We start from the raw sequence: 18215 nt of genomic DNA, 5'->3' as shown, positions 1-18215 counted from the left end.
TCAAGGCGGGGGGCGCCTACGTGCCCCTGGACCCGGCCTTCCCCCTCGAGCGCCTGCGAGGCGTCCTCGCGGACGCGGGAGCGCGAGCACTCGTCACGCAGTCGGCGCTGGCGGAGCGCCTCGGATGGAGCGCCGGAGCGGTCATCCGGCTCGACGCGGACGCCGCCATGCTGGCCGCGAGGAGAGATGCGGACCCGGTGCCCGTGGCGGCACCGGAGAACCTCGCCTACGTCATCTTCACCTCCGGCTCCACCGGCAGGCCGAAGGGCGTGGCCATCGAACACCGGCAGCTCGTCAACTACGTGGAGGGTGTCTCGCGCAGGCTGGAGCTGCCGGACGCCGCGAGCTTCGCCTCCGTGTCCACGCTGGCGGCGGACCTCGGCAACACCGCGGTGTTCCCCGCGCTCTGCCACGGCGGCGCGCTGCACCTGGTGTCGCGCGAGCAGGCCTCGGACCCCGCGGCGCTGGCCGCGCTCTTCGAGCGTGAGGCGGTGGACTGCCTGAAGATCGTCCCCCCGCACCTCCAGGCGCTCCTGGCCTCGGGGAACCCGGAGCGGGTGCTCCCTCGCCAGCGGCTGGTGCTGGGCGGGGACGTGTCGGACTGGTCGCTCATCGACCGCGTCCACGCGCTGGCCCCGGGGCTGGAGGTGTTCAACCACTACGGCCCCACCGAGACGACGGTGGGCGTGCTCACGCTGAAGGTGCCACGTGGGGCGGAGGGGCGCGTGTCCGTGTCCGTGCCGCTCGGCCGGCCCATTCCCAACGCGCGCACCTACGTGCTGGATGCGCGGCTCGTCCCCGTGCCGGTGGGCGTTCCCGGCGAGCTGTGCATCGGTGGCCTCGTCGTGGGCCGTGGCTACCTGGGCCGTCCGGACCTGACGGCGGAGCGCTTCATCCCGGACCCGTACTCGGGCGCGTCGGGAGCGCGGATGTACCGCACCGGAGACAGGGCCCGCCTGCTCGCGGATGGGCGGATCGAGTTCCTCGGCCGCGTGGACCATCAGCTCAAGATTCGCGGCTACCGCGTGGAGCTCGGCGAGGTGGAAGCCGCCTTGGAGCGGCACCCCGCGGTGCGCGAGGCCGTCGTCCTGGCGCGTGACGGGCAGTCGGCGGGCAAGCGGCTCGTTGCCTACGCCGTGCCCGTGGCGGGCCAGGTGTTGGTGGCCGAGTCGCTGCGTGACTTCCTGGGCGGGACGCTGCCCGACTACATGGTGCCGCAGGCGTTCGTGGTGCTGGACGCGCTGCCGCTGACGCCCAACGGCAAGGTGGACCGGGCGGCGCTGCCGGCACCGGACTTCGTCGCGGCGGCGCCCGAGTCCTTCACCGCGCCCCGGACGGAAACGGAGAAGGTGCTGGCGGGCCTCTTCGCCGAGGTGCTCGGACTCGCGCAGGTGGGCGTCCACGGAAGCTTCTTCGAGCTGGGCGGACACTCGCTGCTGGCCACCCAGGCCATCTCGCGGATTCGCGGTGCCTTCGGCATCGACCTGCCGCTGCGAGAGCTCTTCGAGGCGCCCACGGTGGGGACGCTGGCGGACCGCGTGGAGCGTGCGGTACGGGCGGGGGTGGGCTTCGTGGCGCCGCCCCTGCGGCGGAGGCCGGAGCACCAGGACGTCCTGCCGCTGTCCTACGCGCAGCAGCGCCTGTGGTTCCTGGAGCAGCTCGCGCCAGGAAGCGCGTTCTACAACGTGCCGGCGGTGGTGAAGCTGAGCGGGCCGCTGGACGTCGCCGCGCTGGAGCAGAGCTTCGAGGAGCTGGTGCGTCGGCACGAGTCGCTGCGCACCACGTTCCGCTCCGAGGGCGGCCTGCCCGTGCAGGTCATCTCGCCGGCGGGACGCGTGGCGCTGAACAGGGTGGACCTGGGCGGGCATCCGGAGGAGGAGCGTGAGCAGGAAGCACGCCGCCGCGCGGAGGCGGAGGCCGTCCGGCCGTTCGACCTGGCGCGGGGGCCGCTGCTGAAGACGACGCTGCTGAAGCTGTCGGAGCAGGAGCACGTGCTGGTGCTGATGACGCACCACATCGTCTCGGACGGCTGGTCCATGGGCATCCTCGTGCGCGAGGTGGCCGCGCTGTACGAGGCCTTCTCCCAGGGGCGTCCGTCCAGCCTGCCGGAGCTGCCCGTGCAGTATCCGGACTACGCGGTGTGGCAGCGCGAGTGGCTGAAGGGCGAGGTGCTGGAGGCGCAGCTCGGGTACTGGAGGCAGCAGCTCGAAGGGGCACCGGCCACGCTGGAGCTGCCGACGGACAAGCCGCGTCCGGTGGTGCAGACCTTCCGTGGCGAGGTCCGGCAGACGCTGTGGCCGAAGGCGCTGTGGCGCGACGTGGAGTCGCTCGGCCGGCGCGAGGGAGCGACGCCGTTCATGGTGTTGCTGGCGGCGTTCCAGACGGTGCTGTCGCGCTACGCGGGGCAGGAGGACGTGAGCGTGGGAGCGCCCATCGCGGGGCGCACGCAGGGGGAAACGGAAGGGCTGATTGGCTTCTTCGCCAACATGCTGGTGCTGAGGGCGAAGGTGGAGGGAGGGCAGAGCTTCCGGCAGCTGCTGAGGCAGGTGCGGGAGACGACGCTGGGGGCGTATGCGCACCAGGAGGTGCCGTTCGAGAAGCTGGTGGAGGAGCTGCAGCCAGAGAGAGACCTGAGCCGCAGTCCGCTGTTCCAGGTGACGCTGACGCTGCAGAACACGCCGACGACGGAAGTGAAGCTGAAGCAGGGGCTGACGCTGTCGGGAGTGGAGTCGGAGTGGAAGACGTCGAAGTTCGACCTGTCGCTCCTGGTGGAGGACGTGCCGCACGGAGTGGTGGCGGCGGTGAACTACAACAGCGACCTCTTCGACGCGGCGACGATGGAGCGGTTGCTGGGGCACATGCAGGCGCTGCTGGAGTCAGCGGTGGCAAGGCCCGAGCAGCGACTGATGGATCTGCCGCTGATGGGCGAGGCGGAGCGAAAGCAGCTCGTAGGCGAGTGGAGCGGCAAGGCTGTCGATTATCCGCGAGAGGCGTCGCTGGCGGATCTGTTCGAGGCACAGGTGCGGAGGACGCCGCGGGCCGTGGCCGTGGAGTATGCGGGCCAGCGACTGACGTACGAGGAGCTGAACCGCCGGGCCAATCAGCTCGCGCACCACCTGAGGGGGATGGGAGTAGGCCCCGAGGTGAGGGTGGGCCTGTGCGTGGAGCGCTCGCTGGAGCTGGTGGTGAGCGTGCTGGGCATCCTCAAGGCCGGCGGCGTGTACGTGCCGCTGGATGCCAGCTACCCGCTGGACCGCCTTGGCTGGATGAAGCGTGAAGCCGGAGTCGCGCTGCTGGTGGCTCAGGAGAAGCTGGCGGAGGACGTCGCCGAAGGCAGCGAGCTGCTGGTCTGCGTGGATACGGAGTGGGCGACCATCTCGCGCCAGCCGGAGACCTCGCCTGCCACCAGGGTCAGCGGCGAGAACCTGGCGTACGTGATGTTCACGTCAGGAAGCACGGGCCGTCCGAAGGGCGTGGGAGTGCCGCACCGGGCGGTGTCGCGACTGGTGCTGGGGACGGAGTACGCGCACTTCGGGCCGGAAGAGGTGTGGTTGCAGCTGGCGCCCATCTCCTTCGACGCGTCGACGCTGGAGGTGTGGGGAGCGCTGCTGCACGGCGCGAAGCTGGTGGTGTACCCGGCGGGAGCGCCGTCGTTGGAGGAGCTGGGCCGCACGCTGGGCGAAGCGGGCATCACGTCGCTGTGGCTGACGGCGGCGCTCTTCGAGCAGATGCAGGCGAGGCAGCCGGAAGCCCTGGCCGGAGTGAAGCAACTCCTGGCCGGAGGCGATGTGCTCCCGGTGGGGCGCGTCCGAGATCGGCTGGCCTCAGGAAACATCCTCATCAACGGGTACGGCCCGACGGAGAACACGACGTTCTCCGCGTGCCACCGGATGGAGGGCGCGGAAGAGCTGGGCGCCTCGGTGCCCATCGGCCGTCCCATCACCAACACGTCGACGTACGTGCTGGACGGGGCGATGCAGCCGGTGCCGGTGGGAGTGCCAGGCGAGCTGTACGTGGGAGGAGAAGGCCTTGCGGTGGGGTACGTGGGCCGGCCGGAGCTGACGGCGGAGCGCTTCGTGCCCAGTCCCTTCGGGCAGGGAGCCCGGCTGTACCGGACGGGCGACGTGGTGCGCTGGAGAGGGGACGGGACGCTGGAGTTCCTGGGCCGGCGAGACACGCAGGTGAAGGTGCGGGGCTTCCGCATCGAGCTGGGAGAGGTGGAGACGGCACTGGCGCAGCACTCGGGCGTCAACGAAGTCGTCGTCATCGCGAGGGAGGACGGCACCGAGGGCAAGCGGCTGGTGGCGTACGTGACGGCGAAGGAGGGTGCGGCCCTCGACGCGGCCACGCTGCGCACGCACGTGAAGCAGCGGCTGCCGGAGTACATGGTGCCGTCGGCGTACGTGGTGCTGGACGCGCTGCCACTGACGCCCAACGGCAAGGTGGACCGAAAGGCCCTGCCGACACCGGACGCCCAGGCTCCGAAGCCGGAGACGTTCGAGGCGCCGCGCACGGAGACGGAGCAGAAGCTGGCGGCCATCTTCGCGGAGGTGCTGAACGTCGAGCAGGTCGGCCTGCACGGGGACTTCTTCGAGCTGGGCGGGCACTCGCTGCTCGCCACGCAGCTGGTCTCGCGCGTGCTGGAAGCCTTCCAGGTCGAGCTGCCCCTGCGCGATGTCTTCGAAGCCTCCACGGTGGAGACGCTGGCCGGGCGGATAGATGCAGGGGCCCGCGGGGACTCGAAGGGCCTCCGGGCGCCCCCCTTGAAGCGTGCGCCGCGCGACGGAGCACTTCCGCTGTCGTTTGCGCAGCAGCGGCTCTGGTTCCTGGACCAACTGGAGCCGGGCAGCGCCTTCTACAACGTGCCGTCGGTGGTGAAGCTGACGGGGCATCTGGATGTCGATGCCCTGGAAAAGAGCTTCCGCGAGCTGGTCCGCCGTCATGAGTCACTGCGAACCACGTTCCGCACCGAAGCGGGCACTCCCGTGCAGGTCATCTCGACGGAGCCGGCACCCGCCATCGTGCGGGAGGACCTGAGCCTGCTGCCGGAAGCGGAGCGGAGCACCGCGGCCCAGCGCTGGGTGGAAGAGGAAATCGAGCGTCCCTTCAACCTGGAGCAGGGCCCGCTGTTGAGGACGACACTGGTGAAGGTGTCGGAGCAGGAGCACGTGCTGGTGCTGGTGATGCACCACATCGTGTCGGACGGCTGGTCGATGGGCATCCTCGTGCGCGAGATGGTGGCGCTGTACGAGGCGTATGCACAGGGCCGACAGCCGACCCTGCCGGAGTTGGCGGTGCAATACGCGGACTACGCGGTGTGGCAGCGCGAGTGGCTCAAGGGCGAGGTGCTGGACGCGCAACTCGGGTACTGGAGGAAGCAGCTCGAAGGTGCACCGGCCGCGCTGGAGCTGCCGACGGACAAGCCGCGTCCGGCGGTGCAGAGCTTCCGTGGCGACACGCGCACCTTCCAGTGGTCGAAGGCGCTGTGGGAGTCGGTGAAGGCCCTGGCCCAGAAGGAAGGGGCCACGCCCTTCATGGTGCTGCTGGCGGCTTTCCAGACGGTGTTGGGGAGGTACTCCGGGCAGGACGACGTGAGCGTGGGCACGGCCATCGCGAACCGCACGCGCGCGGAAACGGAAGGGCTGATTGGCTTCTTCGTCAACACGCTGGTGCTGCGGGCTCGGCTGGACGGCAACGCCACCTTCCGCGAGCTGCTGAGGCAGGTACGGGAGACGACGCTGGGCGCGTACGCGCACCAGGAGGTGCCCTTCGAGCGACTGGTGGAGGAGTTGCAGCCCGAGCGGGACATGAGCCGGGGCGCGCTCTTCCAGGTGATGTTCGTGCTGCAGAACGCGCCGGGCTCGGCGGTGAGCTTGCCGGGACTGACGCTGGAGGGGACCGAGTCGTCGGGCAAGACGTCGAAGTTCGACCTGACGCTCGGCATGGCCGAGTCGGGCGACGGCGGAGTCGCGGGCGCGCTGGAGTTCAACATCGACCTGTTCGAGCCGGCCACCATCGAGCGGCTGATGGGGCACCTGCGCGTGCTGTTGGAGTCGGCGGTGTCCCGCCCGGAGCAGCGGTTGGAATCGCTGCCGCTGATGCTCGGAGTGGAGCGGCGGCGACTGGTGCAGGACTGGAGCGGGAGAGCTGGGGAGTACCCGCGAGAGGCGTCGCTGGCGGAGCTGTTCGAGGCACAGGTGCGGAGGACGCCGCGTGCCGTGGCCGTGGAGTATGCGGGCCAGCGAATGACGTACGCGGAGCTCAACCGCGGGGCCAATCAGCTGGCGCACCATCTGAGGGGAATGGGAGTGGGCCCCGAGGTGAGAGTGGGCCTGTGCGTGGAGCGCTCGCTGGAGCTGGTGGTGAGCGTGCTGGGCATCCTGAAGGCCGGTGGCGTGTACGTGCCCCTGGACGCGAGCTACCCGTCGGAACGCCTGGCGTGGATGAAGCAGGAGTCCGACGTAGCGCTGCTGGTGACCCAGCAGAAGCTGCTTCCTTCCTTGCATCTGAAGGACGTCGAGCGGGTTGTGTGCGTGGACACGGATGGGGCCGCCATCGCGCGCCAGCCGGAGAGCAACCTGCTGGCACGAGTGGGAGGAGAGAACCTGGCGTACGTGATGTTCACGTCGGGAAGCACGGGCCGTCCGAAGGGAGTGGGAGTGCCGCACCGGGCGGTGTCGCGACTGGTGCTGGGGACGGACTACGCACGCTTCGGGCCGGAAGAGGTGTGGCTGCAGCTGGCACCCATCTCCTTCGACGCATCGACGCTGGAGGTGTGGGGAGCGCTGCTGCACGGGGCGAAGCTGGTGGTGTACCCGGCGGGAGCGCCTTCGCTGGAGGAGCTGGGCCGCACGCTGGGCGAAGCGGGCATCACGTCACTGTGGCTGACGGCGGCGCTCTTCGAGCAGATGCAGGCAAGGCAGCCGGAAGCCCTGGCCGGAGTGAAGCAGTTGCTGGCCGGTGGTGACGTGCTGCCCGTCGGACGGGTGAAGGAGCGACTGGCTGCCGGTGGGGTCCTCATCAACGGCTACGGCCCGACAGAGAACACGACGTTCTCCACGTGCCACCGGATGGAGGTCGCGGAAGAGCTGGGTGCTTCGGTGCCCATCGGCCGTCCCATCACCAACACGTCGGCATACGTGCTGGACGGGGCGATGCAGCCGGTGCCGGTGGGAGTGCCAGGCGAGCTGTACGTGGGAGGAGAGGGTCTTGCGGTGGGGTACGTGGGCCGGCCGGAGCTGACGGCGGAGCGCTTCGTGCCCAGTCCCTTCGGGCAGGGGGCCCGGCTGTACCGCACGGGCGACGTGGTGCGCTGGAGAGGGGACGGGACGCTGGAGTTCCTGGGCCGGCGCGACACGCAGGTGAAGGTGCGGGGCTTCCGCATCGAGCTGGGAGAGGTGGAAACGGCACTGGCGCAGCACTCGGGCGTCAACGAAGTTGTCGTCATTGCGAGGGAGGACGGCACCGAGGGCAAGCGACTGGTGGCGTACGTGACGGCGAAGGAGGGAGCGGCCCTCGACGCGGCCACGCTGCGCACGCACGTGAAGCAGCGGCTGCCGGAGTACATGGTGCCGTCGGCGTACGTGGTGCTGGACGCGCTGCCGCTGACGCCCAACGGCAAGGTGGACCGCAAGGCCCTGCCCGAACCGACGGACTCGACCCGCACCGCCAGCACGGAATACGAGGCGCCGCGCACGCCCACGGAGGAACTGCTCGCAGGGCTCTTTGCCCAGGTGCTGGGAGTCGAGCGCGTCGGCACGAAGGACAATTTCTTCGAGCTGGGCGGTCACTCCCTGCTGGCGACGCAGGTCGTTTCGCGGATACGGAGCACGTTTGGTGTCGAGCTTCCGTTGCGTGAGCTCTTCGAGGCACCCACGGTGGCGTCACTCGCCGGCCGGACCGAGCACGCGGCACGTGCGGGTCATGCGCTGGCGGCTCCTCCGCTGAAGCCGCGTACGGAACGGCAGGCGGTACTGCCACTGTCGTTCGCGCAGCAGCGGCTGTGGTTCCTGGACCGTCTGGAGCCGGGCAGCGCCTTCTACAACGTGCCGGCCGTGGTGCGTGCGGAGGGCGCGCTGGACGTGGGGGTCCTCCAGCGAAGCTTCGAAGAGCTGGTCCTCCGGCATGAAGCGCTGCGTACGACCTTCGGTAGCAAGGACGGGAAGCCCGTCCAGGTCATCTCCTCGGAGTCGTTGCTTGGCTTCGACGTGCGGGACCTGCGCGCGGTGGCGGAAGGCGTTCGCGAAGCGGAGGCCATGCGGCTCGTGGAGGAGGAGGCGCAACGGCCCTTCGACCTGGAGCACGGGCCGCTGCTGCGGATGACGCTGCTGAAGCTGTCGGAGCAGGAGCACGTGCTGGTGCTGGTGACGCACCACATCGTCTCGGATGGCTGGTCGATGAATGTCCTCGTGCGCGAGATTGCGGCGCTCTACGAGGCGTTCTCGGAAGGCCGCTCGTCCCCGCTGCCGGAGCTGGCGGTGCAGTACGCGGACTACGCGGTGTGGCAGCGCGAGTGGCTCAAGGGCGAGGTGCTGGAGGAGCAGCTCGGGTACTGGAGGCGACAGCTCGAAGGGGCCAGCCGAGCCCTGGAGCTGCCGACGGACCGGCCTCGCCCGGCGGTGCAGACCTTCCGCGGAGGACACGTCGAGGTCCAGTGGTCGAAGCGGTTGTGGGACGGCGCGAAGACCCTGGCACAACGCGAGGGGGCAACGCCGTTCATGGTGCTGCTGGCGGCGTTCCAGACGGTGCTGTCGCGCTACGCGGGTCAGGAGGACGTGAGCGTGGGAGCGCCCATCGCGGGGCGCACGCAGGGGGAAACGGAAGGGCTGATTGGCTTCTTCGCCAACATGCTGGTGCTGAGGGCGAAGGTGGAGGGAGGGCAGAGCTTCCGGCAGCTGCTGAGGCAGGTGCGGGAGACGACGCTGGGGGCGTATGCGCACCAGGAGGTGCCGTTCGAGAAGCTGGTGGAGGAGCTGCAGCCGGAGAGAGACCTGAGCCGCAGTCCGCTGTTCCAGGTGACGCTGACGCTGCAGAACACGCCGACGACGGAAGTGAAGCTGAAGCAGGGGCTGACGCTGTCGGGAGTGGAGTCGGAAGACAGGACATCGAAGTTCGACCTGTCGCTGGTGGTGCAGGAGGTGCCGCAGGGAGTGGCAGCGGCGGTGAACTACAACAGCGACCTCTTCGACGCGGCGACGATGGAGCGGTTGCTGAGCCATCTGCGCGTGCTGCTGGATGCGGCAGTCACCCATCCGGAGCAGCGACTGGATGCGCTGCCGCTGATGGGCGAAGAGGAGCGGCGACTGGTTACGCAGTGGAGCGGTCGCGCCGTGGAGTACCCGCGAGAGGTGTCGCTCGCGGAGCTGTTCGAAGCGCAGGTGCGGAGGACGCCGCGTGCCGTGGCCGTGGAGTATGCGGGCCAGCGACTGACGTACGAGGAGCTGGACCGCCGGGCCAATCAGCTGGCGCACCACCTGAAGGGGATGGGACTGGGCCCCGAGGTGAGGGTGGGCCTGTGCGTGGAGCGTTCGCTGGAGCTGGTGGTGAGCGTGCTGGGCATCCTGAAGGCCGGTGGCGTGTACGTGCCGCTGGACGCGAGCTACCCGCTGGAGCGTCTGTCCTGGATGAAGCGAGAGGCGGGCGTCGCGGTCCTCGTCGCGCAGGAGAAGCTGGCGGATGAGATTGCCGAAGGCGGCGAGCTGCTGGTGTGCGTCGATTCGGACTGGGACGCCATCGCACGCCAGCCGGAGAGCGCCCTGTCGTCCCCGGTGGGAGGAGAGAACCTGGCGTACGTGATGTTCACGTCGGGAAGCACGGGCCGTCCGAAGGGAGTGGGAGTGCCGCACCGGGCGGTGTCGCGACTGGTGCTGGGGACGGACTTCGCACGCTTCGGGCCTGAAGAGGTGTGGCTGCAGTTGGCGCCCATCTCTTTCGACGCGTCGACGCTGGAGGTGTGGGGAGCGCTGCTGCACGGCGCGAAGCTGGTGGTGTACCCGGCGGGAGCGCCGTCGTTGGAGGAACTGGGCCGCACGCTGGGAGAAGCGGGCATCACGTCGCTGTGGCTGACGGCGGCGCTCTTCGAGCAGATGCAGGCGAGACAGCCGGAGGCGCTGGCTGGCGTGAAGCAGTTGCTGGCCGGCGGCGACGTGCTCCCGGTGGGCCGAGTCCGAGAGCGACTGACGTCCGGAAACATCCTCATCAACGGGTATGGACCGACGGAGAACACGACGTTCTCCGCGTGCCACCGGATGGAGGGCGCGGAAGAGCTGGGCGCCTCGGTGCCGATTGGCCGCCCCATTACAAATACGTCGACGTACGTGCTGGACGGAGCGATGCAGCCGGTGCCGGTGGGAGTGCCGGGCGAGCTGTACGTGGGAGGAGAGGGCCTTGCGGTGGGGTACGTGGGGCGGCCGGAGCTGACGGCGGAGCGCTTCGTGCCCAGTCCCTTCGGGCAGGGGGCCCGGCTGTACCGGACGGGCGACGTGGTGCGCTGGCGAGGGGACGGGACGCTGGAGTTCCTGGGCCGGCGAGACACGCAGGTGAAGGTGCGCGGCTTCCGCATCGAGCTGGGAGAGGTGGAGACAGCGCTGGCGCAGCACTCGGGCGTCAACGAGGTCGTCGTCATCGCGAGGGAGGACGGCGCGGAGGGCAAGCGACTGGTGGCGTACGTGACGGCGAAGGTGGGGGCGGAGCTGGAGCCCGGCGTCCTGCGCACGCACGTGAAGCAGCGGCTGCCGGAGTACATGGTGCCGTCGGCGTACGTGGTGCTGGATACGCTGCCGCTGACGCCCAACGGCAAGGTGGACCGCAAGGCCCTGCCCGCACCGGACGCCCACGCTCCGAAGCCGGAGTCGTTCGAAGCGCCGCGCACGGAGGCCGAGCAGAAGCTGGCGGCCATCTTCGCGGAGGTGTTGAACGTCGAGCGGGTCGGCCTGCACGAGGACTTCTTCGAGCTGGGCGGACACTCGCTGCTGGCGACGCAACTCGTCTCCAGGGTGCGCGAGGCGTTCCAGGTCGAGCTGCCCCTGCGCGACGTCTTCGAAGCCTCCACGGTGGAGAAGCTCGCGTTGAAGCTGGACGGGGCGGGCACGAGTGCAAGGTTGAAGGCGCCGCCTCTGGCCCGCGTATCTCGCGATCGCGCCCTGCCGCTGTCGTTCGCGCAGCAGCGCCTGTGGTTCCTGGATCAATTGGAGCCGGGCAGCTCCTTCTACAATGTCCCCGTGGCGGTGAAGCTGACCGGGACGCTCGACTTCCGAGCCCTGGAGCGGAGCTTCGAAGCGCTGGTCCGCCGTCACGAGTCGCTGCGCACGGTGTTCCGAACCGAGAACGGGCTCCCCGTGCAGGTCATCGAGCACGGGATGCAGGCTCGGCTGGAGGTGGTGGACCTGGGCTCCCTGCCCGAGGTTGCCCGTGCCACCGAGGCGAAGCGCCTGGCCGGACAGGAAGCCCAACGCCCGTTCAACCTGGAGCAGGGCCCGCTGCTGAGGACGACGCTGCTGAAGGTGTCGGAGCAGGAGCACGTGCTGGTGCTGGTGATGCACCACATCGTGTCGGACGGCTGGTCGATGGGCATCCTCGTGCGCGAGGTGGTGGCGCTCTACGAGGCGTATGCACAGGGCCGACAGCCGACCCTGCCGGAGTTGGCGGTGCAGTACGCGGACTACGCGGTGTGGCAGCGCGAGTGGCTCAAGGGCGAGGTGCTGGACGCACAGCTCGCGTACTGGAAGAAGCAGCTCACCGGGGCTCCGCGAGCGCTGGAGCTGCCGACGGACAAGCCGCGTCCGGCGGTGCAGAGCTTCCGGGGCGACACGCGCACCTTCCAGTGGTCGAAGGCGTTGTGGGAGTCGGTGAAGGCCCTGGCCCAGAAGGAAGGGGCCACACCCTTCATGGTGCTGCTGGCGGCCTTCCAGACGGTGCTGTCCCGCTACTCCGGGCAGAATGACGTGAGCGTGGGCACGGCCATCGCCAACCGGACTCGGGCGGAGACGGAGGGGCTCATCGGCTTCTTCGTCAACACGCTGGTGCTGCGGACCCGGCTGGACGGCAACGCCACCTTCCGCGAGCTGCTGGGGCAGGTACGGGAAACGACGCTGGGCGCGTACGCGCACCAGGAAGTGCCCTTCGAGCGATTGGTGGAGGAGCTGCAGCCCGAGCGGGACATGAGCCGCGGTCCGCTCTTCCAGGTGATGTTCGTGCTGCAGAATGCGCCGGGCTCGGCGGTGAGCTTGCCGGGGCTGACGCTGGAGGCCGCCGAGTCGTCGGGCAAGACGTCGAAGTTCGACCTGACGCTCGGCATGGGTGAGTCGGAGGAGGGCCTCTCCGGCGGCCTGGAGTTCAACAGCGATTTGTTCGAGCCCGCCACCATCGATCGGCTGCTGGGGCACCTGCGCGTGCTGCTGGAGTCGGCCGTCTCCCATCCGGAGCAACGCCTGGAGGCCCTGCCGCTGATGGGCGAGCAGGAGCAGCGGCGACTGGTGGAGGAGTGGAGTGGGAAGGCCGTGGAGTACCCGCGCGAGGCGTCGCTGGCGGAGTTGTTCGAAGCGCAGGTGCAGCGGACGCCGCGGGCCGTGGCCGTGGAGCATGCGGGCCAGCGGCTCACGTACGAGGAGCTGAACCGGCGGGCCAACCAACTGGCGCACCACCTGAAGGGGATGGGAGTGGGCCCCGAGGTGAGGGTGGGCCTGTGCGTGGAGCGCTCGCTGGAGTTGGTGGTGAGCGTGCTGGGCATCCTGAAAGCCGGCGGCGTGTACGTGCCGCTGGACGCAAGCTACCCACGGGAGCGGCTGCAGTGGATGAAGCGCGAGGCCGGCGTCACGGTGCTCGTGTCTCAGGAGAAACTGGCTGTGGCCGAGGACGGCGAGCCGGTGGTGCTCGTGGACTCCGGGCTATCGGCCTTCTCGAGTCAACCCGAGAGCACGCCACCGGTCCGGGTGGGTGGCGGCAATCTCGCCTACGTGATGTTCACGTCGGGAAGCACGGGCCGCCCGAAGGGCGTGGGGGTGCCGCACCGGGCAGTGTCGCGGCTGGTGCTGGGGACGGACTACGCACGCTTCGGGCCGGAAGAGGTGTGGCTGCAGCTGGCGCCCATCTCCTTCGACGCGTCGACGCTGGAGGTGTGGGGAGCGCTGCTGCACGGGGCGAAGCTGGTGGTGTACCCGGCGGGAGCGCCATCGCTGGAGGAGCTGGGCCGCACGCTGGGCGAAGCGGGCATCACGTCACTGTGGCTGACGGCGGCACTCTTCGAGCAGATGCAGGCGAGGCAGCCGGAGGCGCTGGCCGCTGTGAAGCAGGTGCTTGCGGGTGGTGACGTGCTGCCCGTCGGACGGGTGAGGGAGCGACTGGCGTCTGGAAACATCCTCATCAACGGGTACGGCCCGACGGAGAACACGACGTTCTCCGCGTGCCACCGCATGGAGGGCGCGGAAGAGCTGGGCGCCTCGGTGCCCATCGGCCGTCCCATCACCAACACGTCGACGTACGTGCTGGACGGAGCGATGCAGCCGGTGCCGGTGGGAGTGCCAGGCGAGCTGTACGTGGGAGGAGAGGGCCTTGCGGTGGGGTACGTGGGCCGGCCGGAGCTGACGGCGGAGCGCTTCGTGCCCAGTCCCTTCGGGCAGGGGGCCCGGCTGTACCGGACGGGCGACGTGGTGCGCTGGCGAGGAGACGGGACGCTGGAGTTCCTGGGCCGGCGAGACACGCAGGTGAAGGTGCGCGGCTTCCGCATCGAGCTGGGAGAGGTGGAGACGGCACTGGCGCAGCACTCGGGAGTCAACGAAGTCGTCGTCATCGCGAGAGAGGACGGCACCGAGGGCAAGCGACTGGTGGCGTACGTGACGGCGAAGGAGGGGGCGGCCCTCGACGCGGCCACGCTGCGCATGCACGTGAAGCATCGACTGCCGGAGTACATGGTGCCGTCGGCGTACGTGGTGCTGGACGCGCTGCCGCTGACGCCCAACGGCAAGGTGGACCGCAAGGCCCTGCCCGCACCGGACTCGGTGTCGGCTTCCCACCGTCACGACTACGTCGCGCCGCGCACGCCGGTGGAGCAGACCCTGGCCAGGTTGTGGTCGGAAGTCCTGCGCCATGACCGCCCCGGCGTCCTCGATGACTTCTTCGAGCTGGGCGGGCACTCGCTGCTCGCCACCCAGCTCGTGTCGCGCATCCGCGATGCGTTCCAGGTGGAGCTGCCGCTGCGCGAGCTGTTCGAGTCGCCCACGGTGGCCCGACTGGCTCAACGCGTGGAGGCCGCTCGCGCCCGCACGGCCGGGACACAAGCTCCCCCCTTGAAGCGCGCTCCTCGCGACGGCGTACTCCCGCTGTCGTTCGCGCAGCAGCGCCTGTGGTTCCTGGAGCAGCTGGAGCCGGGCAGCACCGTCTACAATGTGCCCTCCGTGGTGCGACTGTCCGGGGGGCTCGACACGCACGCCCTGGAGCGCGCCTTCGACGCGCTCGTGGACCGCCACGAGTCGCTGCGCACGACGTTCCAGGTGGTGAACGGCTCGCCGGTCCAGGTCATCCACCCGCTCGGCCACACCCGACTCCACGGCGTGGACCTCACCTCCCTTGCCGAGGCCTCGCGCGACGCTGAGGCACGTCAGTGGGCGCTGGTGGAGTCTCAGCGCCCGTTCGACCTGGCGCAGGGGCCGTTGCTGCGGACCACGCTCCTGAAGCTCTCCGAGCAGGAGCACGTGCTGGTGCTGGTGATGCACCACATCATCTCCGACGGCTGGTCCATGGGGCTGCTGGTCCACGAGGTCGCGGAGCTGTATGCGGCCTTCTCCCAGGGGCGTCCTTCGCCGCTGCCAGAGCTGCCGCTCCAGTACGCGGACTACGCGGTATGGCAGCGCGAGTGGCTGCGTGGCGACGTGCTGGACGCACAGCTCGGCTACTGGAGGCAGCAGCTCGACGGCGCTCCTCGCTTGCTGGAGCTGCCCACGGACCTGCCTCGGCCCGCGGTGCAATCACTGGAAGGCGCCATTGCGCCGTTCTCCCTCGGCCGCGAGCTGACGGACGCCGTGAAGGCGCTCGGCAGGCGTGAGGGCGTGACGCCGTTCATGGTGATGCTGGCCGCATTCCAGGCGGTGCTCGCGCGCTACTCGGGGCAGGACGACGTGTGCGTCGGCTCGCCCATCGCGGGCCGGACGCGAGCGGAGACGGAGGGCCTCATCGGCTTCTTCGTCAACACGCTCGTGCTGCGGACCCGCCTGGACGGCAACCCCTCCTTCCGCGAGCTGCTGGCTCGGGTGCGCGAGGTGACGCTCGGTGCCTACGCGCACCAGGACGTGCCCTTCGAGAAGCTCGTGGAGGAGCTGCGCCCCGAGCGCAGCCTGAGTCACTCGCCGCTCTTCCAGGTGATGCTCACCCTCGACAGCACGCCCAAGGCGGCTGGGCAGGGCCTCCCGGACCTGCTGCTCCATCCTGTCGAGGTGGAGCACCGGGTGGCACGGTTCGACCTCACCCTGGGCCTCGTGGATGGGGAAGATGGGCTCACCGGCGGGCTGGAGTACAGCACCGCGCTGTTCGAGCCCGAGACGGTGGAGCGGCTGCTTGGCCACCTGAAGACGCTGCTCGAAGGCGCTCTGGCCCGGCCCGAGGCGCCCGTCTTCACCGTACCCATGCTGCGCGACGCGGAGCAGCGCCGCCTGCTGGTGGAGTGGAACGACACCGGCTCGACGGGTCCCGCGGACGCATGTATCCACACCCTCTTCGAGCGGCAGGTGTCCGCCACCCCGGACGCACTGGCGGTGCTCGCGGGGGACGTGTCGCTGACGTACCGGGAGCTCGACACGCGGGCCAACCGGCTCGCACACCACCTGCGCGGCCTGGGCGTGGGGCCCGAGGTGCGCGTCGGCCTGTGCGTCGAGCGCACGGCGGAGCTGGTGGTCGCGGTGCTCGGCATCCTCAAGGCGGGCGGCGCGTACGTCCCGTTGGATCCGGCGTACCCGCGCCAGCGGCTCGCGTTCATGCTGGAGGACGCGAAGCCCCGCGTGCTCGTGGGGCAGCGCCACCTGCTGGACTCCCTGCCACCGGCGGAGGCGGCATGGGTGGCGCTCGACGACGCGAACACCCTGGCGGCCGGGCCCGCGGAGGTATCGGTCTCCGGCGTCACGCCGGACCACCTCGCCTACGTGCTGTTCACGTCGGGCAGCACCGGCAGGCCCAAGGGCGTCGCGCTGGAGCACCGGAGCGCGGTGGCCTTCCTGCGGTGGACGGCGCGCGTCTTCCCCGCGGACACGCTCGCCGGCGTGCTGGCCTCCACCTCGCTCAACTTCGACCTCTCCGTCTTCGAGCTCTTCGCGCCGCTCACCCGCGGTGGCGCGGTGGTGGTGGCGAGGAATGCGCTCGAGCTGCCCTCGCTGCCGGCGGCCGGTCGTGTCACCCTCATCAACATCGTCCCCTCGGCCATGGCGGAGCTGGTGCGCGCCCACGCCGTCCCCGGCTCGGTGCGCACGGTGAACCTCGCGGGCGAGCCACTGGCCAACTCGCTGGTGCAGGCCATCCACGAGGCCGCTCCCGGCGTGGAGCGCGTGCTCAACCTCTATGGCCCCACCGAGGACACGACGTACTCCACCTGGACGCTGGCTCCCCGGGGCGCGGCGCGGGAGCCGACGCTGGGCAGGCCGTTGGCTGGGACGCGGGCGTACGTGCTGGATGTATTCGGCCAGCCCGTCCCCACGGGCGTCGCGGGCGAGCTGTACCTCGCAGGCGCCGGCCTGGCCCGGGGTTACGTCGACCGGCCGGAGCTGACGGCGGAGCGCTTCGTGCCGGACCCGTTCAGCACGACGCCGGGCGCGCGCCTGTACCGCACGGGAGACCGGGTGCGGTGGCTCGCGGAGGGGGTGTTGCAGTACTTCGGCCGCATCGACCAGCAGGTGAAGGTGCGTGGCTTCCGCATCGAGCTGGGCGAAATCGAGGCGGCGCTGCGCCAGCATCCCGACGTGCGCGAAGCCGTCGTGCTGGCCCGCGAGAGCGGCGCCGAGGGCAAGCGACTGGTGGCCTGGCTCGTGGCCCGGGAGGGGGCGACTCGGGACACGGCGGAGCTGCGGCGCTTCCTGAAGGAGCGGGTGCCTGACTTCATGGTGCCCTCCGCCTTCGTGCCGCTGGACGCGCTGCCGCTCACACCCAACGGCAAGGTGGACCGCAAGGCGCTTCCGTCGCCGGACGCCCCGACGGAGCCGGCCCGTGCCTACGTGCCCCCGCGCGACGACCTGGAGCTGCGCCTCGCGCGCATCTGGGAGGAGCTGCTGGGGGTGTCGCCCATCGGCATCCACTCGGACTTCTTCGAGCTGGGGGGCCACTCCCTCCTGGCGATGCGGATGATGTCCCTCATCCGCGAGCGCCTGGGCCGGAGCCTGCCGGTGGTGTCCCTCTTCCAGTCGGGCACGCTCGAGGAGCTGGCCGCGCGGCTGCGCGAGGCGCCGGGACAGCTGTCACCGTGGGTGCCACTCACCACCGGAGGCTCGCGCCGGCCGTTCTTCTGCGTCCACCCCGTCAGCGGCAATGTCCTGCCCTACCTGGAGCTGGCTCGTGCGCTGGGCCCGGACCAGCCGTTCCACGCCTTCCAGGCGCCCGGCCTCGAGGACGCACAGGCCCCGCTGGAAACGGTGGAGGCCCTGGCGGCGCGCTACGTGGAGGCCCTCCGCGAAGTCCAGCCCGCCGGCCCGTACCGGCTGGGTGGCTGGTCCCTGGGCGGCATGGTGGCCTTCGAGATGGCGCGCCAGCTGGAGCAGCGGGGCGAGCGGGTGGAGCAGCTCGTGCTCATCGACTCCTACGCCTTCGACCAGCGCCCGCCGGAAGGGGCAGGGGAGTCATGGCTCGCGGCCCGGTTCGTGGAGTTCACTGCCCGGCTCGCCGGTCTGCCGGCTCCCGAGCTGGATGAGCAGGCCCTGCCAACGGGCGACGCGCTGCTGCACGGGTTGCTGGAGGCAGGGAGGAACGCCGGAGTCCTCGCCCGGGGCGTGGGCGTCGAGCAGCTCCGCACGCTCTACCGCGTCTTCGCGAGCAATCTCCGCGCGCTCTGGCGCTACGAGCCCGGCGCGTACGGAGGCCGCGTCACGCTGGTGCGTGCGAGCGAGACGCAGGTGCCCACCGGCCCGGATGGCGGCTGGGCCCGGCTCGCGGCCGGCGGCGTGGAGGTGTGCGAGCTTCCTGGCGACCACCACTCCGTGCTTCGTGCCCCGACGGTGGAGGCGCTCGCGAAGAAGCTCCAGGAGTGA

General features: G+C 70.2%; 1 protein-coding gene (cut by a window edge). It reads left to right on the top strand.

Going from position 1 to position 18215, the window contains the following annotated elements; genetic code table 11:
- Positions 1–18215 carry the 3' portion of a non-ribosomal peptide synthase/polyketide synthase gene (locus ACX9TP_RS25150; RefSeq protein WP_482973151.1) on the top strand. It extends 20773 nt beyond the left edge of the window, so only the last 18215 of its 38988 coding nucleotides appear in the window; the start codon falls outside the window, past its left edge; it ends in the stop codon at positions 18213–18215.

The organism is Pyxidicoccus sp. M15, from assembly GCF_056858435.1.
The sequence above is the reverse complement of the archived record's forward strand: the minus strand, read 5'-3'. Positions and strand labels throughout refer to the sequence as shown.